This window comes from Streptomyces sp. NBC_00019, assembly GCF_045041015.1.
Classification (GTDB): Bacteria; Actinomycetota; Actinomycetes; order Streptomycetales; family Streptomycetaceae; genus Streptomyces.
Genome location: NZ_CP108302.1, coordinates 10,701,089 through 10,725,443, shown reverse-complemented (window position 1 = coordinate 10,725,443; position 24,355 = coordinate 10,701,089). Strand labels below are relative to the sequence as shown.

The window sequence follows — 24,355 nt, the reverse complement described above, 5'->3', positions numbered from 1 at the left end:
GGCGCGCGCTCAGACGATCTCGAGGACCTGCGACACCGGGCGACGCGAGGTCTCGGACCCCGCAGGGCCGTATCCGAGGCGCAGCACCATCTGCACGAATCCCATGGCCGACCCTGGGTCCCGGGCCAGCTCGCGCAGGTCGTGCCGTTCCAGGGAGTGCGAGGTGAGAGATGTGGCCAGGCCGTGGTGGGTGGCCAGCAGGAGGACGCGTTCCAGGGCCTGTCCGGCGCGCAGCCAGTCCTCGGGGCGGTCGTGGGTCGTGCCCAGCAGGGCCAGTTGCGGTGCGCTCTCGAAGTCGGCCGCCGGGCGTCCTGGCACGGTGCGCCGACCGGCGAAGTCCCGGACCGGGGCCCGGCCCGCACGCCTGCGCGGTCCGAAGGCGCCCTCCGGGATCCCGTCGACCGCTGCCTCCACGCCCGTGCGCGTCCACTGCCGTATGTCCTCGAACCTCTCGGGGTCGAGGGTGTCGCGTCCTTCGACGTCACGGACGTGGTTCAGCAGGGACTCCACATGCCAGGGCTCGGGGAACAGCAGCCGGGCGCCCTCCCGTTCGGCTGCGTCGCTCAGCGTGTCCCTGATGTCGGCCGGAATCGGCTCGTCCTGGAAGGGGTGCCGGCTGGTGTGCCGGCGTGCGATGGCCGGGAAGAGCAGCAGCAGGTCGCGGTCGGGCTGGTCGGTGCCGGCGAGGCGCACGGTGGCGAGCAGCAGTGGGTCCGCCGGGTCGGGGAGCAGGCTCGTGTCGGCCCGCTCTTCGGCATGGGCCGCGGCGACGCGGAGGTTGAACAGGGCCGCACCGCAGCCCAGGTGCAGGGCGCGATGGTCGGGGTCGGTGCGCGGCATCGCCCGGCCGAGGTCGGCCCGTAGCTCGACGGCGTGCTCGGCTCGGAGGTAGCGGAACCGCCACGGTTGGGCGTTGTGCAGTGAGGGCGCGGCCGTGGCAGCGGTCACCAGGGCCGTGGCGTACGTCCTGTCGTCGGGTCGCGTCGGCATGGCGCGCACCTCCCCTTGCGGGATGAGTCGGCCGTCCGACCGCGGTCAGGATGTGGGGAGTCCGACGCCATCCGCGCGCAGCACGGAAATACGGCGCCGGTACTCCTCCTCATCGATCTCCCCGCGGGCGAAGCGCTCGGCGAGCAGCCGCTCGGCGGACACCGGGTGCGCAGGCTCGGGGGTGCGGCTCAGCGTGCGGAAGAGCAGCACCGCGACAGTGATCAGCGCAGCCCAGAGCAGGATCGTGCCGATCGACATCGCGAACCAGCCCCAGCCGTTCATGTCGTGACCGTTCCAGTACATCGGGGGCTCCTTCGCGCGGCGAGGGCGGCCTTCGGACTTCTTTCAGGACCAGCTTCCGGCCTCGCACGACCGGCGAGAAAGAGGCCGCCAGGTCCCCCTCCGGGGCCGTTCGGCCCCGGTTCTGCGGTCAGTCCGGGAGCAACAGCCGTACCGTCTCCCCCGGCTGCAAGCTCACCGTCCGGTCGGGCAGCCGGATGTCGATCGGCGAGGCGTCGGAGGACGGTACGGCGATCTCCAGCCGCTCGCGCTCCAGGCGCAGCCTTACACCCCAGTGGCCTTGGTAGCGCAGGGCGAACCCGTACGACGAGAGCTCCGGCAAAGGCACCGGGTCGAGCCACAGGGCACCGCCGCGGGTCTCCAGCCCGGTCAGTCCGCGCTGGACCAGGTCCAGGGTGCCGGCCATGGCGCCGAGGTGGATGCCCTCGCTGGTAGTGCCGCCCTGGAGGTCTGCGATGTCGCCCTGCAGGGCCTCCTGGCAGAACTTCCAGGCCTCCGCCCGCCGGTCCCGGGCCAGCACCCAGCCGTGGACGAGGCCGCTGAGGGTCGAGCCGTGGCTGGTGCGGCGCAGGTAGTAGTCGACGGTGCGCCGCCAGGTGTCCTCGTCGAGCCGGTACCCCAACCGGCCGAACACCGTGCGGAGTTCGGCCGGCGAGAACAGGTAGCCGAGCATCAGGACATCGGCCTGCTTGGACGCCTGGTAGCGGTTGACGCTGTCGTCCTCCGCCTCCAGGATCCGGTCGAGCCGCCGGATGTCGCCGTACCGGGCACGGTAGGCCTCCCAGTCGAGCTCGGCGAGTTCGCCGTAGCCCTCGAACTGGCTGATGACGTCGTCGTGGAACGGCACATGGAGGGTGCGGGAGACGTCCTCCCACAGTTCGAGTTCGCCGCCGTCCAGACCGGTGCGCTCGACCAGTTCGCGGCAGCGGGGCTCCGGCAGCGTGCGCAGCAGCTCCAGGGTGCGGGCGAGCACCCAGGCGGCCGTGACGTTGGTGTACGCGTTGTCGTCGAGGCCCGGCTGCTGCGCGTCGGGGTAGGCCTCGTGGTACTCGTCGGGGCCGACCACGCCCTTGATGCGGTGGCGGCCCAGGCTGTCGTCGTAGACGGCCGAGTCCGCCCAGAAACGGGCGATCTGCAGCAGCATCTCGGCACCCTTGGTGTGCAGGAACTCCGTGTCCCCGCTGGCCTCGCAGTACTGCCACACGTTGTAGGCGATCGCCGAGCCGACGTGGTGCTGGAGGTGGGAGTGGTCGGGCAGCCAGCGCCCCGAGCGCGGGTTGAGGTGCAGCTGCTGGGTCTCCTCGCGGCCGTCGCTCCCGCTCTGCCAGGGGTACATCGCGCCCTTGCGGCCCACCGACCGGGCGGCTGTGCAGGCCTGTTCGAGGCGCCGGTGGCGGTAGCGCAGCAGGGCGCGGGAGACCTCGGGGAAGTGCAGGTCGAGGTAGGGCAGGACGAACAGTTCGTCCCAGAAGACGTGACCGCGGTAGGCCTCGCCGTGCAGTCCCCGGGCGGGTACGCCGACGTCGAGGTCGGCGGTGTGCGGGGAGAGGGTCTGCAGGACGTGGAAGAGGTGCAGGCGCAGGATGCGGCCCGCCTCCCCGGGGACGTCGAGGTCGGCCCGGCGCCAGAGCTGGTCCCAGGCGGTGAGGTGGCTCTCGAGCAGGTCGTCGAAGCCCGGGGCCTGGCCGACCCGGTCGACGGCGGCGTACAGCGGGTCGCTGATCGCCGGGTCGCGGGAGGTGTGCAGGGCGACGGTCTTGTCGACGGTGACGGTGCGACCTGGAGCCAGGTCGAGGGTCGCCTGCTGGACGGCTCGCGGGACTTCGTGGCGCACGGTGAGGGAGGCGTCGGCGGTGAGCCGGGCCGCCATGCCGATGCGGACGTCGGAGGTGCGGGTACGGCAGCGCAGCCACACCATGTCCGGGGCGGCTGTGCCGGTGTGGACGTGGGTCAGGTGGCCGCCGTCCAGGTCCCGGTAGCGCGGGACGCCGCCGTTGGTGACGCCGCCGTCGAGGGCCGCCTCGACATCCAGCGGGCCGGAGAATCCCTCGGCCGCGAACTCGGTGCGCAGGGCGGCGAGATGACGGTCCGCCATGTGCACGAACCGCTGCTGACGTACCGTCAATTCGCGTCCCTCGCCGAGGTCGTAGCGCGTGCGGCGCTCCAAGAGCCCTGCGGACAGGTGCAGCATCTGCCGGTGGTCGAGCACGGTCGCGGTGTCGGGGGTGAGCCATGGCCCGCCCGGCAGGCGGTAGCGCAGCGGCAGCCAGTTGGGGACGTTGACCATGTCCTCGTTCTCGACCTGCCGTCCGGCCACCTCGGAGGTGAGCCGGTTGTAGCAGCCGGCCACATAGGTGCCGGGATAGTGCACCTCGTCGGCGGCGCACTCCGGCAGCGCGCCACGTGTAGCGAAGTAGCCGTTTCCGAGGGTGCACAGCGACTCGCGCAGGCGTTCGTCGGCGGGCGTGTAGCCCTCGTACTCCCAGCTCCATCCCGTCACTTCGGCTCTCCTTCCCCGACCAGCTCTCCGAGATCCCTCACGACGACGTCCGCGCCGTGCCGCAGCAGCCGCGCCCCGGTGTCCGCTCCGGCGGCCCGGTCCACGCCGACCACCAGGGCGAATCCACCGCGCCTGCCCGCCTCGACGCCCGCGAGCGCGTCCTCGACGACAGCGGCCCGCCAGGCGGGCACACCGAGCCGCCGAACCGCCTCCAAGAACAGGTCGGGTTCCGGCTTGCCGGCCAGGCCGAGCCGTGCCGCCTCACCACCGTCCACGAGGAGGTCGAACAGGTCGAGTACCCCGGCCCGGCCCAGCAGTTCACCGGCGTGCCGGGAGGCGGAGGCCGCCGCACAGGGCACGCCCGCCCGACGCAGGGCCCGCACCAGCCGTACCGTCCCCGGATAGGCATCGACGCCGTGCTCGCGGAGTTGCTCGGTGAAGAGGCGTTCCTTCTCCGCGGCGACGGCCCGCACCGTCTCGGGCGACGGGTCGATGCCACGGGCGGCGAGGAAGGCGGCGGCGCCGTCGAGACGGGACTTGCCGTCCACATGGCGCAGATAGTCGTCCCGTACGTCGAACGGGCGGCGCTGGTCCGGGTTCTCGGGCGGGTGGGCGCGCAGATGGGCGTCGAACGCCGTCTTCCATGCGGCGGCGTGCACCCGCGCCGAGTCGGTGATCACTCCGTCGGTGTCGAAGACGACGGCACGCACGTCTCGCAGGCTCGCAGCGAGCGTCCCGGGGGCGAGGGACCGGCCCATGGTCACCCCTCCTCCGGTACGACGGCGACCGGGCAGTCGGCATGGTGCAGCAGCGCGTGCGCCACCCGGCCGAACTGCAGGCCATGGTGTTCGTGTCGGCGCCGGGCTCCGACGATCACCAGGTCGGCGGCGCCCGACCTGGTCAGCAGCGCCTCGCCGGCCGGCCCTTCGACGGTGGTGCGGCGCACCCGGACCGAGGGGTGCTCCGCAACCGCTTCACGCAGTGCGGCGTCGAGCAGTTCCGACGCCTGCCGCTCGTGCTGATGCGCCGGTTGCCCGGCGAACAGGGGATGGTCCGCAGCCTTGTGTGCGGGGCGCCGCCAGGCTCGTACGGCGTCCAGCATGCACCCGCGTGCCTCGGCCTCGCGGAACGCGAACCGGACCGCCTCGCCGCTCTCGGCGTGGTCGCCCACACCGAGCAGGATCCGTTCGCGGTCGCCCGCAGCGCCGCCCCGGACCACGATCACCGGGCAGTGCGCGCGTCCGGCCACGGCCAGCGAGACCGAGCCCAGGAGCAGGCCCGACAGCCCTCCGCGACCGTGGGATCCCGTCACCAGGAGGAAGGCGCGGTGACTCTCGTGCAGCAGTGCGTCGACCGCTTCCTCCGGCACCACTTGCGTGCAGACCTTGGTCTCGGGGTCGCGCCGCCGGGCACGTTCTGCCGCGGTGTCGAGGATGGTCTCCGCCATGACCTGCTCGGACGGGCGTTCGCCGGTGTCGGGCTGGACGGCGCCCTCGTAGCGCTCCCACAAGGAGGCGTACACCAGCAGCAGTGGCAGTCCGCACCGGGCCGCCTCGTCCGCCGCCCAGTCGACCGCCAGGAGACTCGCGTCCGAACCGTCGACTCCCACGACCAGGGGAAGATCCATCGTCCCCACCGCCTCTCGTCGGACCGCATACCGTGCGGCACCGGGCTCCGTCTCCACGGTCCCATCACCTGGCCCCGGACCGCAGAGGCTGTCGGGCCCCGGCCCGGGACGTTCGGCCCCTGTGCCGCCTGCCCGATCCGCCGGACTCTGAAGCTGGAGCCCCGAGGGGACGGTTCTCATCTCATCCGGCCGCTCGGCCCTCCGTGTACGGCCGGACCGTCTCTCGACGGGTTCCGGCATTGGTGAGCAGACTCCCGGGGAGGGCAGTCATGGTTCCTCTCATCCTGATCGGCGCGGCCGTCGTGGGCGCGTGCCTGGTGTTCGGCTACAGCTCGTTCGTCGTCGGCTTCGTGCTCATGTTCGTCGGCGTGCTCGGTCTCATCACGTTCATGTCCACGGTCGGCATGGTCCGGCGTCCCGGCGAGCGCGGGACGGTCATCGAGGAACGGCACTACATGGGCGACACCCCGCGCGAGGACCACCGGCACCGGATGTGACCCCACCCGATCCGGTAGGCATCGGCTCCCACGGGCACGGCAGCACTCCATCCGTCCGTTCGGATCCGCCCCGCCGTCCGACCGCGTGCCACGATCCGCAGCCGCCTCACCGACCACGGCCGGTGAGGCGGTGCCCCGCGCGCCGACCGCGGCCTCCGCCCCGTGCCGACGCCCTCACTCACCAACGCGTACCCGCCGTTCCGGCCAGGCAGGGGCGGCCACAGCCGGAGGCGTTCCCGCCATGACCACCGCACTCGTCTCGGTCCTCCTCTTCCTGCACGGACTCGCTCATCTGCCGGTCTGGCTGCCCCGCACGAACCCCGGCGAGCCCTTCGACCCGAGGCACTCCTGGGCGCTGGCCGCAGCCGGCGTGCAGGGCCCTCGGATCCATCTCACGGCCGCGACCTGGCTCGCCTCGCTCACCACCGCGCTGTACGCCATCGCGGGAGCGGCAGCGGCGACGCGGGCCGAGGGCTGGGCCGCCGCGGCGATCCTCGCGGCCTCGGTCGGGCTGGTCCTCAAGGCCCTGTGGTTCAACCCCTGGCTCTCGCTCGGCGTCCTGCTCGACATCGGTGTCATCGCGGCCGTACTGACGAATTGGCCCGCCTCGCTGTACTGAGCCGACCCGGGGCGCAGTCCGTCCGGGGAAGCCGCCGTGTCCGCACGGCAACGGCAGCCGGCCGAGCGGCAGCGAGTGCGGGCCGCCGAGGTGCTCACCTCGACGGCCCGCGAGGACTTCGAGCCACAGACCGACGATGTCGTGCGGGCAGCTCCCTGGGCGCTGTCCGATCAGAGGCGGACGGCAGTGCGTGGAACCGGGGTTGCCGTCCTGGGCGGTGCCTGCTCGACGGCCCTGCGCGCGCACCGGCGCGCCACCCGCAGGGCGAGTGCGTCCATCGCGGCCGTGAGGGCGAACGTCACGCCCATGGCCGCCACCAGCAACACGGCGAACCGCTCCCAGAACTCCGGCGTCAGACTCGTACCCACGATCCTCACTCCCCTCCGACGTGCTCCGTTGTCGTCACTGACATGGAACTCCGATCCGCGGCGCACGGCGTGAGCCGACCGGCCCGCACAGGGCGCCGCAACGGTCCCCGCACGAGGGACGTCCACAGGGCCGGTCGGCCCATGCGCCGGGGTCGGTCGCCTCATGGTGCGGCGCAGCCGCACGGACAAGGCTGCGAACAGATGCGGTGCCGATGTCAGCGGCACCCCGCCCGGGCGGGTTCCGGAGGTGACGATCATGAAGCGGACCTACCAGACCAGGCGCCCCGCCTCTCCACGGCGGCCGGAGCCTCCCGACCTGCGCACGCCGTCCGGGCGGCCCCTGCCGTACTGAACCGCCCCGCGTCACCGCCCCGGGGCGCGTTGCCCGAGTCCGGGACACGGGGCCCGAACAGCCCTTGCCGCAAGGGCCGTTCGGCCCTCGGGCCGGTGCCGTCCAGGTACTGGGGGGACAGCCTCGGCGAGCGGTTCACTGGCAGTGTCGGAGGAGGATGCCATGTCCAGCGTCACACCGCCCGCCGCCGGAACGTCCGGCAGCACATCGGAAGCTCCCGCGAAGAAGGTCCGTACGGCTGTGTACTTCCTGCACGGCGAGAAGGTCTCGGCCGCCCCGCGTACCGTGTCGGCGCCCTCGACCGCGGCCTCGGCGATGCGCGCCCTGCTGGCCGGTCCCGACCGCGCCGAAATCGATCACGGGCGTACCACCGCCATCCCGTCCGGCACCGAGCTGCGCTCCGTCGTCATCCGGAACCGGATCGCGACGGTCGACCTGTCCGGACGCTACGACTACGGAGGCGGCAGCCTGTCGATGCGGGCCCGCCTGGCGCAGGTCGTGTTCACCCTGACCCGCTTCCCGACGGTGGACAAGGTCTCCTTCGAGATCGAGGGCGAGCCGGTGAAGCAACTGGGCGGCGAGGGGGTCGTGCTGGACGGGCCCGTCGGCCGGGCCGACTTCGAGGACCTGTGCCCCGCCGTCCTGGTCGAGTCCCCCATGATCGGCGACACCGTCCGCACCCCGCTGAGGGTGTGGGGCAGTGCCGACACCTTCGAGGCGGAGTTCCAGCTGAAGGTCACCGACACCGCCGGGCGCACCGCTGCGGACGTCCAGGTGCGGGCGACGTCGGGCACCGGCACGCGCGGAACCTTCGACGTCACCTTCCCCTACAAGGCCACCCGCAGCGGGCCGGGCCTCCTCACGGCGTACTTCGTCTCGCCCGAGGACGGCCGCCCCGTGACCGTCGACACCGTGCCGCTGACCGTGAACCGCTGACACCGGCCCGCGACACGCGAGAACCCCGGCGCGGCGCCCGCGCCGGGGGTCGCCCATGCCGGACTCGTGGACGTCTCCCACCGGCGGCCAGCCGATGCGGTGATCGCCGGGTGAGAAGGGGTGGCCGTCAAGCATGACCAGGTCGGCGTCGTCGATGTCAGCCATGGGCGACGACGGCGACCGGGGCGCTCGCGTGGTGCAGCACGGCATGCGTGACCGGACCAATGTGCGCGCCGAGCGGACTGTGGCGGATCCGGCGGCCGACGATCACGAGCGAGGCCTCGCGGGAGGCGCCGACGAGATGGTCGGCGGCGTTGCCGCAGCGGGACTCCCCGATCACCTCGACAGCCGGGTACTTCTCCAGCCAGGGAGCAAGCGCCGCGGCCAGGGCGGTCGCCTGCCCGCGAGTGATCTCGTCGTGCAGGTTCAGGTCGGCGGACAGGCCGTAGGTGTAATACGGCGGCAGGTTCCAGCCGTACACGACCCGCAGGGCGGTGGACCTGCGCACGGCCGCGTCGAAGGCGAACTCGATGAGCGAGTCGTCGGGGCCGGCGACGTCGAGTCCGAGGACGACGGGCCGGTGCCGAGCGGCGTCCGAGGGCATGACGGCGTCCTCCGTCGGGTGCTCGTCGGCGCGGACCAGGACCACAGGCCGTTCGGCGTGGGCCACGACGGCCAGGCCGACGGAACCGACCAGGAACCCGCCGATCCCGCTCAGGCCGCGGGAGCCCAGGGCGAGCAGTTCGGCGTCCTCCGCCTCCTCCAGCAGGATCTCGACGGGGCCACCGCGTCGCTGCTCCTCGACGATCTCCAGTCCGGGATGGCGCAGCCTGAGGCCCTCCGCTGCATCTCGGGGGACTGTCTCGCTCCAGTACTGCAGCGTCTCGGCTCCGAGCAGCGGGGCCTGGGCCAGAAGCTCGGGTACGGGCTCCCCCACATGGAGGAGCTTCAGGGGCAGGCCACGCAGCTCCGCCTCACGGGCCGCCCACTCGGCAGCGGCCCGGCTCTCGTCGGAGCCGTCCAGACCTGTGACAACGGTGCGGACCATGGCGACGCCTCCTGATCGGGGAATCTGCTTCCAGCGTCGCCCGGCGGGGCCGACGGGTGCAGGGGCCGTAGTTCCCCCACCGGGACCGACCGGCCCAACCGGGTGCGGCGGCGGCCGGTACGGGCTGACATGCCGCGCCGCGCCCGCCATGGCCCGGTCCTGGCATTCCGATCGCACAGGTCCGCCCGTGGTGGCCCGGCCGGGCCACCAGCCGCGCCGCATCAGCCGATGGTGCCCGCACCACACTGCCGGCCCCGTACCCGCGTCGATCACACCCCTGCCGGGGCACAATGAGTAGAAAGACGGACACGACGGTGCCGGCGGGGCCTCGGCCCCATCACGATCGTCGTCAGGAGCGGGCCGCAGTCCGCCACCGACCTGGGATCGAGGGGTCGACATGCCCGAGGAACCCGCTTTCACGGCGCAGCATCCGATCCGTGTCTTCCTGCTGGACGACCACGAGGTCGTACGGCGCGGTCTGGTCGACCTGCTGGACGCCGAGGCGGACATCAGCGTGGTCGGCGACGCCGAGAACGCCGAGCACGCGCTGCTGCGGGCGCCGACGGTGCGACCGGACGTGGCCGTGCTGGACGTGCGCCTGCCGGACGGCGACGGCATCACCGTCTGCCGCGAGCTGCGCAGCCGGATGCCGGGACTGGCGGTGCTGATGCTGACCTCGTTCGACGACGAGGACGCCCTGCTGGACGCGATCATGGCCGGGGCCTCGGGTTATGTGCTCAAGCAGATCAAGGGCTCCGACCTGGTCTCCGCGGTTCGCACGGTCGCCTCGGGCAAGTCCATGCTCGACCCGGCCACGACGGCCCGGCTGATGCGCTCCCTGCGCACCGAACCGGCCGCGGCCCCGGAGGTCGCGCCCGAGCTGGCAGGCCTGTCCCCGCGTGAGCGGGAGATCCTCGCGCTGATCGGTGACGGCCTGACCAACCGCGAGATCGGCAAGAAGGTCTATCTGTCGGAGAAGACCATCAAGAACCACATCTCACGGATGCTGGCCAAGCTGGGCGTCCAGCGCCGGGTGCAGGCCGCGGTGCTCGCCTCGCACCTCGAACAGCCCGAGGCCGGGGGCCCTCCCGCGCGGTGAGGCACCGCGCGGGAGCCGTCCGGCGTCCTGTTGCTGTCACTCCGTTCGTCGAGTGGTGCGCCCTCGCGCGGCACGCACCACCAGTTCGACCAGCAGCACGGTGGATGCCGTACCCAGGCAGAGAGCCCACTGGGCGGCGTTGAGGGGTTCCGTGCCGAAGACCGAGCGTGCCCAGGGCAGATGGACCGCGACGGCCTGGACCGCGAGGACTCCGGCCAGGCACAGCCACAGGGTGCGGTTGCGGAGCTGGTGGCGGCCGAGCAACGGGCCGTCCTCTGCGCGGGCGTTGAGCGAGTTGAACAGCTGGAACAGGACGAACGTGGTGAACGCCATGGTCGCGGCGGTGTCGGCACCGACGCGCGGTCGGGCCAGGGCCAGCAGGACCACGGTGCCGACGGCCATGACCGCGCCGGCCCTGCCGATGGACAGCAGGCGGCGGGCGTCCAGGATGCGCTCCTGCGGGTCGCGCGGCGGATGGCGCATCACGTCGTCTCGGGCGGGGTCGACGGCCAGGGCCATGGCGGGCGGGCCGTCCATGATGATGTTGATCCACAGGAGTTGGGCCGCCGTCAGCGGGGCCGGCAGGCCGGCCAGGGAGGCTCCCAGCAGGGTCAGGATCGCACCGACGTTGGTGGCCAGCTGGAAGCGGACGAACTTGACGATGTTGTCGTAGATGGCCCGGCCTTCGCGGACGGCCCGCACGATCGTGGAGAAGTCGTCGTCGGTGAGGACCAGGTCGGCGGCCTCCTTGGCGACGTCCGTGCCCGCGCGGCCCATCGCCACCCCGATGTGCGCGGCCCGCAGCGCCGGTGCGTCGTTGACGCCGTCGCCGGTCATGGCGACGATGTGGCCTCGGTCGGACAGCGCCCGCACGATCGTGACCTTGTGTTCGGGGGCGACGCGGGCGAACACCCCGATGCCGTCGATGCGTTCGGCGAGCTCGTCCGGTGTCATCCGGTCCAGTTCGGCGCCGGTGACCACCTCGCCGGTGATGTCCAGTTCATGGGCGATGGCTGCCGCGGTGGCGGCGTGGTCCCCGGTGATCATCTTGACGGCGACCCCGGCGGAGCGGCACAGCGCCATCGCGTCGCGGGCCTGCGGGCGGGGCGGGTCGGCTATCCCGGCGACCGACACCAGGGTCAGTCCGGGCAGCGCGGCCGGCTCGGGCGGGCCGTCCACCAGGGCGGTGGCCGCGCCCAGGACCCGGAGCCCCGAGCCGCCGAGGCTCGAGGTGATGTCGAGGATCTCTTTGCGGTGGCGGTCGTCGAGGTCGCGCACGCCGTCCTCGGTCAGCACTTCGGTGCACAGGTCCAGCAGCACGTCCACCGCGCCCTTGACGTGGACGCGGGTGCGGCCGTCGGGTTCGGCGTGGAAGGTGGCCATGTACTTGGTGGCGGCGTCGAAGGGCAGTTCGCCGGTGCGCGGCAGTTCCGCGCGCAGTCCGTCGGCGTCCATGCCCGCCTTGGCGGCGAGCACGACCAGTGCGGCCTCCGTCGGATCGCCCACGAAACCGTCGTCGGTCACATGCGCGTCGTTGCACACGGCGAACGGCAGTACCGCGTCGAGGAGTCGATCGGGGTGTCCCTCGGCGCCGCGCACGGCACCCTTCGTGTCGTAGCCCTGGCCCGTGACGTCGTAGAGCCTGCCGCCGGTCCACAGAGCCCGGACGGTCATCTCGTTGAGGGTCAGGGTGCCGGTCTTGTCGCTGCACACGACGGTGGCCGAGCCGAGTGACTCCACGGAGGCCAGGCGCTTGACGATGGCACCGTGGCGGGCCATCCGGTACACACCGAGCGCGAGGGTCAGCGCCAGGACGGCGGGCAGTCCTTCGGGGATCGCCGCGACGGCGAGCGCAACGGCCCGCAAGGCGATGTCCGCGAGGGCCTCGCCGCGTACGAGGGCGACGAGCGCGTATGCGACGACCGCGACACCGCTCAGCATTGCGAGCCTGCGGCCGAGGCTGTCCAACTGCACCTGGAGGGGGCTGGGCGGCTCGGTGCCGGTGCGCAGTTCCTCGGCGATCGCGCCCAGTTCGGTCCGCATGCCGGTGGCCGTGACGATGATCTCGGCGCGGCCCCGGGTCACGGCGGTGTTCATGAACAGCATGCCGGTGCGCTCGGCGAGCGGCAGGGACGCCGTGTCGGCCGGCGCCGCGGTGGTCTTGGCGACGGGCTGTGACTCGCCGGTCAGGGCCGCTTCGGCGACCTCCACCGACTCCGCGACGACCAGCCGTCCGTCGGCCGGCACCCGGTCGCCGGCTTCCAGCAGGACCACGTCTCCGGGGACGAGGGTGTGGGCCTCCACCACCCGTTCCGCACCGTCGCGGCGGACCCGGGTGGTGGGCACCAGCATCCGGCGCAGCGCTTCGAGGCTGCGTTCGGCGCGTCGCTCCTGGAGATAGCCGAGGACGGCGTTGATCTGCAGGACGACGGTGATCACCACGGCGTCCTTGATGTCGCCGATGGCTCCGGCGACGACGGCCGCGATCAGCAGAATGCCGATCAGCCAGTTGCGGAACTGGTCCAGGAACTTCAGCCACTCCGGCCGCCGGGCGGGTTCGGCCAGCCGGTTGGGTCCGTGGGCCGCCGCCCGCTCGGCCGTCTCCTGCTCGCTCAGGCCGGTCGCCGGATCCACGCCGAGGCGGGCCGCCACCTCGGTGGAGGTCAGACAGTATGCGTCGGGTTCTCCGGCCGGAGCGACCGGCGGGGCAGTCACGTCCATGATCACGCCTTCTCTCCGGGCACCACGACAACGGGACAGTGCGCGTAGCGCAGGACCTTCCGGCCAGCGAAGCGGCGCGGTACTCGGACCGCGCCATGTCCGCGCCGCCCGGCTCCGACCACGATCAGCTGCGCGCCGAAGCTCACCTCGGCGAGGCGTCGACCGGCCTGTCCCCGCACCCGGTGGGGTCGTACGACGATGTCGGGGTACTTCTCGCGCAGGTCGGTCAATGCCCGCGCGGTCCGAGTGCCGCGCCGGCTCAGGACCACCAGGTCCGTGCCGCGCTCGGCGGCTGCGGCGAAGGCGAACTCGGCCGCTTTCCGGAACGCCGGGGAGGTGTCGTAGGCCAGCACGACCGAGCCGGTGAGGGCCGGCCTGCCGCACACCACGAGCACCGGACAGCCGCCGTCGGCGCTGAGCCGCCCGGCGACCGAGACGTGCAGCAGGCCGTTCAGCCCGCTGCGGCGACGGCTGCCCAGCACGGCGAGGGACGCGGAGCGCACTTCGAGTCCCAGTACCGTCTCGGGCGCACCGATGAGGACGCCACGGGTGATCGTCACCCGCGGGGCGACCCGACGGGCGCGCCACTCCGCGTCGCCGAGCGCCCCGTTGACCCGGTCGCGCTGCTCGGCACCGCCGGGATCCCAGGGCGGCACACCCGGCGCCACCTCTCCGGGCTCAGGACCCAGGGCGTGCGCCAACCGCAGTTCCACACCACGCCGGTCCGCCTCGCGGGCCGCGATCTCCACGGCGGCCAGACTCGACGCCGATCCGTCCACTCCCACGACGACCGGACCGGTCATGGTGGTTCTCCCCTCTCCGGGCGGCCCCGTCCGGAGGAGGACGGGCCGACGACGGCACCGCGTGGCAGGGCCGGGCCCGGCGTCATCGGCCGGCCGGCCCCACCTCGCGTCCACGTCTCCACCCTCCGGCCTGCGCGCCGTCGTCCGCACTGGGCCGTACGGCCCCCAAGGGCGCACCGTCCGGCCCTCCCCCACGGTCCCTGCCGCGCTCACTCTGAAGGTGGGGATCGATGCGCGCGGCACGGGGATGGGTCCCCGTGCCGGAACCGGAGGTGCGCGATGACCGGACCTGTCGTGGTCGGAATCGACGGCTCACCAGCGAGCATGACGGCTGCGTGGTGGGCGGCCCACGAGGCGGCACGGCGGCACCTGCCCGTCCTGCTGCTCCACTCCTGGACATCCCAGCCGCTCGATGTGACCGTCCCCCAGGAGGCGTTGAGCAAGCAGCAGTACGGGGGACGCATGCTGCAGCGGGCCGAGGCCGAGTTGCGCCATCGCCACGGCGATCTGACCGTGAACACGGAGCTGGTCTCGACACCCGCCGCCCAGGCGCTGCTGGACCTCGGCGCGGGTGCGGACCTGCTGGTACTGGGCTCCAGCGGCCACGGCGCGGTCGCCGGCTTCCTGCTCGGCTCCATCAGCCTGCACGTCCTGGGCCTCGCGCGGTGTCCCACCGTCACGGTCCGAGCGGACGATCCCGCCGTCGAGGGGGGCTGGGACCGTCCCGCGGCGCCGGACCGGGACGAGGTCGTGGTGGGCGTCCGCGAGGCCGGGCCGGCCGCCGACCCACTGCTGGAGTTCGCCTTCACCACCGCCCGGGCGGGGCACTCCCGCATACGGGCCGTGCGAGTCCTGCCGCTGTCGTCCCTGCTGACGCATCCGCGCACGCTGTCCGGCGAGGAGGCCGACGGCGGCTACGAGACGGACGAGCGTGCGCGGCTCGCCGCCGCGCTGGCGCCGTGGCGCGAGAAGTTCCCCGACGTCCCCGTGGTGGGCCACGTCGCCAGGGGCTCCGCCGCGCAGGTGCTGCTGTCCGCGTCCGCGCACAGTCGGCTCACTGTCGTGGGACGGCGGCACCACCCCTCCCGCCACACATGGAAGCTCGGCCCCGTCGCCCACGGGGTTCTGCATCACGTGCCGTGCCCCGTCGCCGTGGTCCCGCACGACTGAGTCCTGCGGGCATTCCGCCCGTCCGGTGTGCCAGCCGGCGGACAAGACGGGCCGGTCGGCCCAGGACGTCGGCACCCCTTCGGAGATGTAGTGGAGTTGAGGGGGCACCGTTGAGTGCTCCACCCAGCGGAGGAGTGTCGAAATGGCATCGTCACGCACATTTCGCCGTGTCGCACTGAGCAGCGCGCTGCTGGCACTCGGGGCGGCACTGCCGACGAGCACAACCGGTGTCCGCACGGACACCGAGTCCACCGTCGCGACCGTGACCACGGTCGCCGCACCCGCCCGCGCGGGCCGCCCGACGTCCGCCGTCGACCGGGTCGCCGACTTCTACGGCGCCTACATCGACGTCCTGTACGACTCCGGCCGCACCCGGCTCGCCGACTCCCTGCGCACCCACTACCTCACCGCCGGACTGCGGCGCGACCTGGCCCGCTGGGAGGCCGAACACTCCATGGACGGCGTCCTGCGCGACAAGGGTGTGCCCATCGCCTGGGAGGTCGTCTACAACGACAGCGGCATGGGGCACTGCTGGACCCGTGCCACGCTCACCTGGCAGGACACGGCGAGCCGGACCCACCGCACGCGTCTGATGATCCAGTCCGATCTGGCGACCCTGCTCATCTCCGGCATCCGGACCGACGCCTAGCCGTACGACGATCCGGTCGGCTCATGTCGAGGTCAAGGCCTCGGCCACAGTCGCGCGGGGCGCTTCGCCGCCCGGTCCTCCGACCATCCGGCCGCCAGTACCGCCACGGCGATCAGCGGCCACACGACGACGTACAGCAGTCCCGTGCTGCCGAGCGGCAGGGAGTCCTCCAGCACGGGTACCCGCCACATCAGGTCGATGAGGAGCACTCCGACCACCAGGGCCACCTCGTGCCAGAGATACACCGTCACAGCGCGGGCGTTGAGCAGGACCACGGCGGCGTGGACCGGCCCCAGGCGCCTCACCCAGGTGTCGCCGCGCGGTCCGAAGCGCAGCAGCAGAAGGACGAAGCCGAAGGACCACAGTGCCTGGGCCAGGGGAATGGAGCCGAGGTCGTACCCCTCCTCGGTCGGGTGGGACACGGCGAAGCAGCCGCCCGCGCCCATGACCGTGGCCGCCACCGCCATCACCCGGCCGGTCGGCAACCGGCGGATCAGCCCGTCGTGGTGGGCGAATCCGAGCAGCCAGCAGGCCCCGAACGTGACCAGGTCGGTGAACGGGGCGTCGATACGGGCGGGCAGTGGCAGCAGCGCGCTCTGAACCAGGACCGCCAGTGCCAGGAAGCCCGCCACCGAGGTCCACGGTGCCTTGCGGAACGCGCGCAGCAGCAACGGCGAGACGATCACGAACAGCAGGTAGGCGCGGATGTACCACAGAGGCGCGGCGATCTGCCGGGCCCATTCGGTGTCGGCGAAGGGCGGTTCACTGACCGGCACGATCCAGAAGACCATCCGTGCCCAGCCCGCCGCCTTGTCCGCGCCGCCGTCGTCCGGACGCCATCCCCCCACCAGCATCGTGAGGACGATGACGAGCCCGAACAGCCACACCGGCGGCAGGAGTCGGCGCATCCGGGCGCGTATCACCGCTCGGGCGGTGCGGTCGCCCCGGTCGAGCGAGCGGGCCATCAGCGAGCCGGCCAGCGCGAACATGACGCCCATGGCGGGGAAGGCGAGGGTGAGCCAGGCCCAGTTGAAGGTGTGGTAGGTCACCACGCGGATCAGTGCCACCGCGCGCAGGAAGTCCAGGTAGAGGTTGCGGCCGCTCGTCCGGCGGGCCGCCGGGGCGGCGGTGACCGTGGGGGCTACCGCGACCGGGACGGCGGTGAGCGTGGGGGCTTCCGCGACCGAACGCGGCGCGGTCGCCAACCGGCCCGTCCGCCGCAGTTTGTGCCAGCGCAGACGGGCCCCGGTGAGCGCGGTGGTGCAGGACTGCAGCAGCACCGTGTAGAGGAACTGCCGGTAGAACAGCTGCTGCAGCGGAAGCGCCCACAGCACCCGCAGCTTCTCGCCGTCGAGCCGCAACGCGTACGCGGCGCACAGCAGTTGTACGCCGACCAGCGCGCCCCAGGCGAGTGCGGTGCGTACCGGGTCCTGGAAGAGCAGGCCGTACAGCAGGAACAGGTCGATGAGCGGGGCCAGCAGCGGGGTGAGGACCGTGAACAGCACGACCAGCGCGAGACCGTACCGTCCGAAGTGCCCCGCGTGGCCCCGCTCGACGACGGCGTGACGGTGCTTCCACATCGCCTGCAGCGTGCCGTAGCTCCACCGGTAGCGCTGCCGCCACAACTGGCCGACGGTCGCGGGTGCCTCGGTCCAGCCACGGGCGCGCTCCTCGTACACCACCCGCCAGCCGCCCCGGTGCAGTGCCATGGTCAGGTCGGTGTCCTCGGCGAGGGTGTCCCCGCTGAGCCCGCCGACGTGCCTCAGGGCGCGCCGGCGGTAGGCGCCGACGGCGCCGGGCACGGTGGGGATGCAGCCCAGCACGTCGTACATGCGGCGGTCGAGGTTGAGGCCCATGACATATTCGAGATGCTGCCAAGTGCCCAGCAGGCGGGCGCGGTTGCCGACCTTCGTGTTGCCGGCGACCGCTCCGACGCGTGGATCGGCGAAGGGCTGCACCAGGTGGTGCACGGTGTCCGGCTCGAAGACGGTGTCGCCGTCCAGCATGACGACGAGCGGGTGGGAGGCGTACGCCATCCCGGTGTTGAGCGCGGCGGGCTTGCCGCGGTTGGGCTGCCGTACGACGGTGACGCCGGGCAGGGCCAGCGACTCGACGGCGTCGGCCGTGCCGTCGGTGGAGCCGTCGTCGACCACCACGATCTCGACCGGATGGTCGCTGTGGGCCACGGACAGCACCGTGCGGGCGATGCAGGCCCGCTCGTTGTAGGCGGGGATCACCACGCTGACAGGTTCGGTGACCTCCGGTCCCCAGGAGAATCCGGGGGCGCGGCGACGTCGTGCGTGGCGGTGGGCGAAGACGAGCATGGCCGCGAACCGGACGAGCATCAGGGCACCGACCGCGGCCAGCATCCAGATCAGTACGGGCACCAGCCGGTCACCGACGACCACGGCCGCCACGAAGACCCGTCCGCTCCACAACTCCGCCCCGGCAACCGGGTGGTGGGCGCCGGCGCCGCCGAGCGCGCCGGTGACCGTGGTGAACCGGTAACCGCGGTCGAGGAGTTCGGGAACGAGGACGTCCAGCGCTCGCACGGTCTGCGAGCGGTCCCCGCCGGAGTCGTGCAGCAGCACCACGGCACCACGACCGGTCAGTTCCTCGGTCACCCGGGAGGCGATGACGGGCGCGCCCGGGCGGCGCCAGTCCTCGGTGTCGACGTCGACGAGCGCGGTGATGTACCCCTTCTCGCCCAGCCGCTCGACCACCGGCCATGACAGGTCGTCCAGGTCGGCGGCGTGTGCCGAGTAGGGCGGGCGCACGAGTGAGCTGTGGATGCCGGCCGCGCCCGCCAACGCCAGCTGGGTCTGCGCCAGTTCACGGTCGGCCCGCGCTTCGGACTGGTTCACGAGGTCGGGGTGGGTGAAGGTGTGCAGGCCGACCTCGTGCCCGGAGGCGACCATCCGCCGGACGAGTCCCGGCTCTCCGGCGGTCGCGGCTCCGGTGACGAAGAACGTGCCCTTGGCGCCGTAGCGGTCGAGCACATCGAGGATCTTCGGTGTCCAGGTCGGGTCCGGGCCGTCGTCGAAGGTCAGCGCCACGGTCCGGTCCGGGAGCGCGAAGCTGCGGGTGCGGGAGCCGGTGATGTCGATCACCGGACCGCCCCGCAGCACGTCCTGGGGCACGTGGCCGGCCGACACCGGGGGGTGGGTGCGGTGGTCCGCGGCGAACTCCCCGTGCACATAGCCGTGCAGGAGCAGCACTCCCGACATGACGGCCAGGACGAGGAGCAGGGACACGATGCGGGGCCGGGAGGTGGCGCGTCGGGCACGGCGGGTGTCGCCGGGGCCGGTGGCGGGTCGCCCGGTGGCGTGTTTCTGTGGTCGTACCGGCATGATCAGGGCCCCGTGGTGGTGTCGTCGGCGGCCGGCTCACTCGCTCCGGCAGACCCGGTCGAGGTGGTCTCCGGGCTCGGGCTCGGTGTCTCCTCCGTCGAGCCGGTCGGCGTCGGTGTTCCCGTCTCGGTCGGGGTCGCTGTGTCCGTGGGGGTGCCGGACGGGGTGCCGGTGCCGGGCGTTCTCGACGGAGCCGGTTCCGTGGCCGGGGTCGAGGGCTGACCGGACTCCGTGGGAACGGGGGACGGTGAGGGGATGTCCGAGGGGGAGACGGACCGGGAAGGCACGGGCGTGGCCGGGAGGTCGCGTGGGTTCTCGCCCACGGAACCGGGCGCCTCGGAGGGCACACCCGGCACGGGCAGCACGGTCCTGGGCGCGAACGGTGTCGCGCCCATGAAGCTGAGCGCCAGCACCACGGTGTACCCGGCGCAGAGGGCGCCCGCGGCGTAGGCGACACGACGGATACGGCGCCCCCGGCGCCCTGTGGCGTCGACGAAGACCGGGTCCTCATCGTCCTTTCCCGCCGCCGGGTGTGCGGCCGCCTCCCGGATCAACCGCATGGTGCCGGTTGCCGCGTGCCTGCCCCCGGGCGGCCTCACTCGGGACCACAGCATGACTCCCCCCTTCCGTCCCCGCCACATCCAGCCTCACGGGGGACATCACGGTCTCCAAGGGGCCGACCGGCACGCAGGACGGGCCTTCCGGGGCCTGTCGCGGGAGTCCCCCACGGCGTGAGCCTGGGGTCGGGAGTCGCTCAGGGAGGGGAAGATCATGGCGTCCGTCACCTTCGACAAGGCCACCCGGTGCTTCTCGGGTATGGACCGTCCGGCCGTCTGCGACCTCGATCTGGAGATCGCCGACGGCGAGTTCATGGTGCTGGTGGGGCCCTCCGGCTGCGGCAAGTCGACCAGCCTGCGCATGCTCGCCGGGCTCGAGGAGGTCGACTCCGGGACGATCCGCATCGGCGACCGGGATGTGACTTATCTGCCGCCCAAGGACCGGGACATCGCGATGGTGTTCCAGAACTACGCCCTCTACCCGCACATGACGACGGCCGACAACATGGGCTTCGCCCTCAAGATGGCACGCATGCGCAAGGCCGACGTCCGACAGCACGTGCAGGAGGCCGCCGCCATCCTCGACCTCAAGGACTACCTGGACCGCAAGCCCAAGTCCCTCTCCGGCGGTCAGCGTCAGCGCGTCGCGATGGGGCGGGCGATCGTCCGCGAACCGCAGGTGTTCCTCATGGACGAGCCGCTGTCCAACCTGGACGCCAAACTGCGCGTCCAGACCCGTACACAGATCGCCGTGCTCCAGCGCCGCCTCGGCACCACCACCGTCTACGTCACCCATGACCAGGTCGAGGCCATGACCATGGGCGACCGGCTGGCCGTGATGAAGGACGGCGTGCTGCAGCAGGTGGGCACGCCGAAGCAGGTGTTCACGCACCCGGCCAACACCTTCGTCGCCGGCTTCATCGGCTCGCCGGCGATGAACCTCCTCCGGCTGCCGCTCACCACCGAGGGAGCCCGACTCGGCGCTCTGGCCGTTCCGTTGCCCCGCGAAACACTGCGGGCCGCCGGCGCCGAGGGCGCCACGGAGCTGACGCTCGGCGTCCGGCCCGAGCAGTTCGAGGTGCTCCCACCCGAGGACCTGGAGACTCCCGGCCTGGACCTCGTGGTGGACGCCGTCGAGGACACCGGCTCCGTCGCCTACCTCCACGCCACCGCGAAACTCGGACAGCAGCTCGTCCCGGTCGTGGTCCGGCTTCCGGGCCGACCCGCGCACGGCAAGGGCGCCGAACTGCGCGTGGCGGTGCGCGCGGACGCGGTGCACTGCTTCTCCGCGGCGACGGGCCTGCGCCTGCTCGACCCCACGGACGTGCCCCGCGCGACCGGTCGGCTCCCCCAGGAGGACACGGCGGCACCGCAGCCCCAGGACGCCGTCCCGGCTCCCCCGCACGCCCCGCTGCACGACGCCGCACCGGCGGACTGAAGCCAAGGACCCTTGGCCTCCCGGACGCCCCCGGTCGGCCCTCGTGGTGCCGGCGGGCCGGCGGTCACGCTGGTCCTGGGCCCCGCCCCCGCGTACGGCGTCCTGCCCCGCGGGGAGCGTCACGGCCCGAAGGAGTTGATCGCCATGACAACCCTTGCCGGACTGCCAGACCGCCCGGTCCGCGTGAACGCGGTGCTCGACGCACCGCTGTCCCGCTGGCTGTGGCTGGTGAAATGGGTCCTCGTCATCCCGCACTACGTGGTGCTGTTCTTCCTGTGGATCGCCTTCACGGTCGTGAGCATGATCGCGTTCTTCGCCATCCTGTTCACCGAGCGCTACCCCCGCTCACTGTTCGACTTCAACCTCGGGGTGCTGCGCTGGAGCTGGCGGGTCGCCTACTACTCGTACGGCGCCCTGGGCACCGACCGCTACCCGCCGTTCAGCCTGGGCGAAGAGCCCGACTACCCGGCCCGGCTGGACATCGCCTACCCCGAACACCTCTCCCGCGGCCTGGTCCTGGTGAAGTGGTGGCTGCTGGCCATCCCGCACTACATCATCGTCGGCTTCTTCCTCGGCGGCTGGCACCTGGGCTGGTGGGACGGCGGACTCGTCGCCGTCCTCGCGGTGATCGCCGCCGTGACCCTGGCCTTCACCGAGAAGTACCCCAAGGGCCTGTTCGACCTGATCCTCGGCCTCAACCGCTGGGTGCTGCGGGTCGCCGCCTACGCCGCCCTGATGACGGACACCTATCCTCCGTTCCGCCTCGACATGGGCGGCACCGAACCGGAGGACGCTCCGCAGGACCGGCCGTAACGCTCTGGCGGTGCCGTCGGTGCCGACGGCACCGCCTTGACGGCCTGTTCCTTCGCCATCCCGCGCACCGGCCCGCCGATGCTGCACTTCGGAGCGGACAAATCCACGAAAACAGGAGGGCGACATGAGCCTGAGCGGAGACTGGTACAACGAGACCGGCTCGCACATGCGGATCGTGGCCGACCCGGCCGGTGGCATCAGGGGTTCCTACGTCTCGGCGAAGGGCCACGCGGTGGGCACGTACCCGCTGGCCGGACGCTACGACACGGCAGCTCTCCCCGAGCATGGGACCACCCTCGGATGGACGGTGGCGTGACGCAACGAGCGTAGCGACGCGGGATCGGTGACCAGCTGGAACGGCCAGTACTACGAGGACGGCACCGGCCCCTGAGCGCATCTGTGCCACCTGGCTGCTGACCGCGTCGGCCACCGCGGCCAACGTCTGGGAGGCGACGGCCGTCGGACAGGACGTCTTCACACATGTGCCGCCCACCCCGGAACGGCCCCAGCGGCACCGTCGTCAGACCGTGGCCGCGTCCCACCCGGAGCGCCTGCCCGGGTGAGGCCGGCTCGGAACCCGCGACGGGGTCGGTGGCGCCGGAGGGCGGGGAGGCGGGGCGGGATGGAGACGTCCACGGACACGGACCGGTCGGAACTCTTCGGAGCGGCCCGGGTGCCGGATCACAGTCCCCTCGCCCGCTTCCTCCGCGAGCGCGTGTACGGCGGCGCGCTGGGACTGCCCGGGCCGGGGCTCCGGTTCCTGGAGCCGTTCGACGACGCTGCCGTCACACGCTGCGACGAGGTGACCACCCCGACGCCGTACTGCTCAAGGTGTACGGCCCTCATCTGGATCGACAGGCGCCGCTGGGACCGCCCCGCACCGCGGGTGCAGCTGCGGCGCCGGGAGTACGAGAATCTCCGCCGTGCGCGAGGCCTCGTTCTCAGCGGTCCTCCGCACCGGGTCGTCCTACCGCTGGCCATCTCCGAGGACCTCGGACGCACGTCGGCGGAGGTGTACGTCCCTGGCCCCGGCGCACGGTGGCCTCGACGCACGGCTGACCCCGAACGCCGGTTTCCTCACTGGCCTGCACGGGGCGCCGGCCGACGGCCGTCCCGGGAACGGCCGCCCCGCTGTCGCTTACCTGGAGAACATCGTGGCCCAGCTCGCCGAGCAGGGCGTCCTCAGCGACAACCAGGGGGACCGGCTATGCCGGACGGGACAGGCCTGGGAGAAGTCAGGGCGGCTGAGCCCGCCGGACGGGGCACTCGTCCACGGAGACGTCACGCCCCCACGGTTCTTCCCGACGTCCGCCGCCCGGTCGCCGTACTGGAGGCAATACGCCACCGGCACCCCGCCGCGCGGCAGCCCCAGCACGACCACGTCCCGGCCGCGCAGGAACTCCAGACGCCAGGCCGGCTGCCGCCCGGCTGACCGACGGTCGTCGAAACGCATCTGCCGCCTCCCCACACCTGGTCCGCGGCCCCACGGCACCCAACTGCCGTGCCCGAGCCGTGGGTCGTCCCTCTCCTGTCATTGCAGCGCGATGTGCAGGACAGCGGCAGGGGCGACCAGCCCCGGTTCGGGACCATCGGTCCCTGCCGCTCGAGGGTGAACGGCAGCAGGCTTACCTTTTGGACGCGCGCTGCTGCGGTTCCATCTCTCCGGTCGTCCTCAGGGGGCACCACCATGACGTGGAGCGTTCCTCTTTCTCTCCGCCCGTCGGCGGTCCTCTTTTCTCGTCGACGGCACGCGGTGATGGCACGGCCTCGGACGGCTCGGGCCGCTGATCCTGGTCCAGGGGCCCCACCCGTCACGATCCGCTGTTCCGCCGGATGTGTGGTGATCGAGGTGCGGCAGGAGGTAGGTCCGGCCACCGAACCCCATCTCGGCCGCCTCCTGCACGGCGCGATCCGTCCCGGCGGCTCCGCGGTCCTCGTCGACCTGCGGAACGCCACCGATCTCGGAGTCGGTGGCCTCAGCGTGCTGCACCTGGCGCGCACCCTGGCCGAGCAACACGGGCTGACGTTCGGTTTCGTAGGCGCTGTGCCATCCATACCGGCACTACCCGACGCGGGACGGTCGCTGACGGGCCCGGCCCCAGTGGGTCCTACGGGCGACTCCGAAGGCCGACTGCGCCCTGCCACGGTCCTTTCGGCCCTTCCGCCTCCGCCACGGTGAGAACGACACTGGACACGTGGGGACGAACACCGAAGCAGGCGGTGTCACGTTGCCCCCGACGGTGCACGAACCGGGAGGCGATCATGCGGCATACCGATGAGCCTGTCGTGGGCAGCGGCGGAGCCACCCGAGCCGAACAGGCCCCGGGCGCGGCCGAACTGCTGGAGCAGCGGGTGCGGATCCTGGAGGACCAGGTGGACACGCTGGGACTGGCCGTGCGTGCGCTCATCGAAGGCTTGGAGCGCGCCCCGGGGAACGGAACGGGCGACGACGGCCGCGCCGTCCGCGGGGCCCGACTGGCGCACGGCATCCTGCTGTCCCGGGGCCTGTAGCCGAACG

The 24,355-nt window shown here is 72.3% G+C and carries 20 protein-coding genes and 3 pseudogenes; 10 read left to right on the top strand and 13 right to left on the bottom strand.

Annotated features, from left to right (window positions below; genetic code table 11):
* Positions 1-9: 9 nt before the first annotated feature.
* The 5 genes from OHU89_RS49860 to OHU89_RS49840 all read right to left on the bottom strand — a co-directional run bounded on the left by OHU89_RS49860 (position 10) and on the right by OHU89_RS49840 (position 5,417).
* The gene (locus OHU89_RS49860) at positions 10-990 is read right to left on the bottom strand and encodes an Acg family FMN-binding oxidoreductase (protein ID WP_405653312.1); all 981 of its coding nucleotides are present in this window, start codon (positions 988-990) and stop codon (positions 10-12) included.
* Positions 991-1,035: 45 nt separating this feature from the next.
* A complete protein-coding gene (locus OHU89_RS49855) occupies positions 1,036-1,293 on the bottom strand; it encodes an SHOCT domain-containing protein (protein WP_405653310.1) in 258 nt (85 codons plus the stop codon).
* A 127-nt stretch (positions 1,294-1,420) separates the two neighbouring features.
* Positions 1,421-3,790: a glycoside hydrolase family 65 protein gene (locus OHU89_RS49850; RefSeq protein WP_405653308.1), complete on the bottom strand. Its 2,370-nt coding sequence runs from the start codon at positions 3,788-3,790 to the stop codon at positions 1,421-1,423.
* The gene (locus OHU89_RS49845) at positions 3,787-4,548 is read right to left on the bottom strand and encodes an HAD family hydrolase (RefSeq protein WP_405653306.1); all 762 of its coding nucleotides are present in this window, start codon (positions 4,546-4,548) and stop codon (positions 3,787-3,789) included. Before OHU89_RS49845 ends, OHU89_RS49850 begins: the two co-directional genes overlap by 4 nt.
* A 2-nt stretch (positions 4,549-4,550) precedes the next feature.
* Positions 4,551-5,417 (bottom strand): universal stress protein, encoded by an 867-nt coding sequence (locus OHU89_RS49840; RefSeq protein WP_405653304.1) that lies wholly within the window; start codon positions 5,415-5,417, stop codon positions 4,551-4,553.
* Positions 5,418-5,686: 269 nt separating this feature from the next.
* On the opposite strand from OHU89_RS49840, the gene OHU89_RS49835 reads away from it, so the two are divergent.
* Together OHU89_RS49835 and OHU89_RS49830 are read left to right on the top strand one after the other, a co-directional pair.
* A complete protein-coding gene (locus OHU89_RS49835; protein ID WP_405653302.1) occupies positions 5,687-5,914 on the top strand; it encodes a hypothetical protein in 228 nt (75 codons plus the stop codon).
* A 241-nt stretch (positions 5,915-6,155) separates the two neighbouring features.
* Complete coding sequence (locus OHU89_RS49830) at positions 6,156-6,533, top strand: hypothetical protein (RefSeq protein WP_405653300.1); 378 nt, start codon at positions 6,156-6,158, stop codon at positions 6,531-6,533.
* Between the two features lie 170 nt (positions 6,534-6,703).
* On the opposite strand, the gene OHU89_RS49825 is transcribed toward OHU89_RS49830, so the two are convergent.
* Positions 6,704-6,901 (bottom strand): hypothetical protein, encoded by a 198-nt coding sequence (locus OHU89_RS49825; protein ID WP_405653298.1) that lies wholly within the window; start codon positions 6,899-6,901, stop codon positions 6,704-6,706.
* 514 nt (positions 6,902-7,415) lie between these two features.
* On the opposite strand from OHU89_RS49825, the gene OHU89_RS49820 reads away from it, so the two are divergent.
* Entirely contained in the window at positions 7,416-8,189 is a 774-nt protein-coding gene (locus OHU89_RS49820; RefSeq protein ID WP_405653297.1) for a GerMN domain-containing protein, read from the top strand.
* 157 nt (positions 8,190-8,346) lie between these two features.
* Here OHU89_RS49820 and OHU89_RS49815 read toward each other — a convergent pair whose 3' ends face one another.
* A complete protein-coding gene (locus OHU89_RS49815; protein ID WP_405653295.1) occupies positions 8,347-9,237 on the bottom strand; it encodes a universal stress protein in 891 nt (296 codons plus the stop codon).
* A 397-nt stretch (positions 9,238-9,634) separates the two neighbouring features.
* Here OHU89_RS49815 and OHU89_RS49810 point away from each other — a divergent pair, with 397 nt between their 5' ends.
* The gene (locus OHU89_RS49810) at positions 9,635-10,336 is read left to right on the top strand and encodes a response regulator (protein ID WP_405653293.1); all 702 of its coding nucleotides are present in this window, start codon (positions 9,635-9,637) and stop codon (positions 10,334-10,336) included.
* A 36-nt stretch (positions 10,337-10,372) separates the two neighbouring features.
* Here the strand turns inward: OHU89_RS49810 and OHU89_RS49805 are convergent, their stop codons facing one another.
* Positions 10,373-13,057 carry a cation-translocating P-type ATPase gene (locus OHU89_RS49805; RefSeq protein WP_405653291.1) on the bottom strand — a complete coding sequence of 895 codons (2,685 nt, stop codon included), beginning with the start codon at positions 13,055-13,057 and terminating at the stop codon, positions 10,373-10,375.
* Positions 13,058-13,059: 2 nt separating this feature from the next.
* Entirely contained in the window at positions 13,060-13,860 is an 801-nt protein-coding gene (locus OHU89_RS49800) for a universal stress protein (protein WP_405653289.1), read from the bottom strand.
* Positions 13,861-14,139: 279 nt separating this feature from the next.
* On the opposite strand from OHU89_RS49800, the gene OHU89_RS49795 reads away from it, so the two are divergent.
* A complete protein-coding gene (locus tag OHU89_RS49795) occupies positions 14,140-15,030 on the top strand; it encodes a universal stress protein (protein WP_405653287.1) in 891 nt (296 codons plus the stop codon).
* A gap of 142 nt (positions 15,031-15,172) precedes the next feature.
* Positions 15,173-15,679, top strand: coding sequence for a hypothetical protein (locus tag OHU89_RS49790; RefSeq protein ID WP_405653285.1), 507 nt, complete (start codon positions 15,173-15,175; stop codon positions 15,677-15,679).
* A gap of 32 nt (positions 15,680-15,711) precedes the next feature.
* Here OHU89_RS49790 and OHU89_RS49785 read toward each other — a convergent pair.
* The 3 genes and pseudogenes from OHU89_RS49785 to OHU89_RS49775 all read right to left on the bottom strand — a co-directional run.
* Positions 15,712-16,713, bottom strand: a pseudogene (locus tag OHU89_RS49785) (acyltransferase); the annotation flags it as partial.
* 168 nt (positions 16,714-16,881) lie between these two features.
* Positions 16,882-19,029 (bottom strand): annotated as a pseudogene (locus OHU89_RS49780) (bifunctional polysaccharide deacetylase/glycosyltransferase family 2 protein); the annotation flags it as partial.
* A gap of 2 nt (positions 19,030-19,031) precedes the next feature.
* Positions 19,032-19,643: a hypothetical protein gene (locus tag OHU89_RS49775; protein WP_405653283.1), complete on the bottom strand. Its 612-nt coding sequence runs from the start codon at positions 19,641-19,643 to the stop codon at positions 19,032-19,034.
* 157 nt (positions 19,644-19,800) lie between these two features.
* Here OHU89_RS49775 and OHU89_RS49770 point away from each other — a divergent pair.
* The 3 genes and pseudogenes from OHU89_RS49770 to OHU89_RS49760 form a co-directional block, all read left to right on the top strand.
* Positions 19,801-20,901, top strand: a pseudogene (locus OHU89_RS49770) (ABC transporter ATP-binding protein); the annotation flags it as partial.
* A gap of 267 nt (positions 20,902-21,168) precedes the next feature.
* Positions 21,169-21,837: a DUF4389 domain-containing protein gene (locus OHU89_RS49765; protein WP_405653281.1), complete on the top strand. Its 669-nt coding sequence runs from the start codon at positions 21,169-21,171 to the stop codon at positions 21,835-21,837.
* A 124-nt stretch (positions 21,838-21,961) separates the two neighbouring features.
* Entirely contained in the window at positions 21,962-22,153 is a 192-nt protein-coding gene (locus OHU89_RS49760) for an avidin/streptavidin family protein (RefSeq protein ID WP_405653279.1), read from the top strand.
* An 822-nt stretch (positions 22,154-22,975) separates the two neighbouring features.
* Here the strand turns inward: OHU89_RS49760 and OHU89_RS49755 are convergent.
* On the bottom strand, positions 22,976-23,290 hold the full coding sequence (locus tag OHU89_RS49755) for a hypothetical protein (RefSeq protein ID WP_405653277.1): 315 nt from the start codon (positions 23,288-23,290) through the stop codon (positions 22,976-22,978).
* Positions 23,291-24,099: 809 nt separating this feature from the next.
* Here OHU89_RS49755 and OHU89_RS49750 point away from each other — a divergent pair.
* Positions 24,100-24,348: a hypothetical protein gene (locus tag OHU89_RS49750; protein WP_405653275.1), complete on the top strand. Its 249-nt coding sequence runs from the start codon at positions 24,100-24,102 to the stop codon at positions 24,346-24,348.
* Positions 24,349-24,355 lie beyond the last annotated feature (7 nt).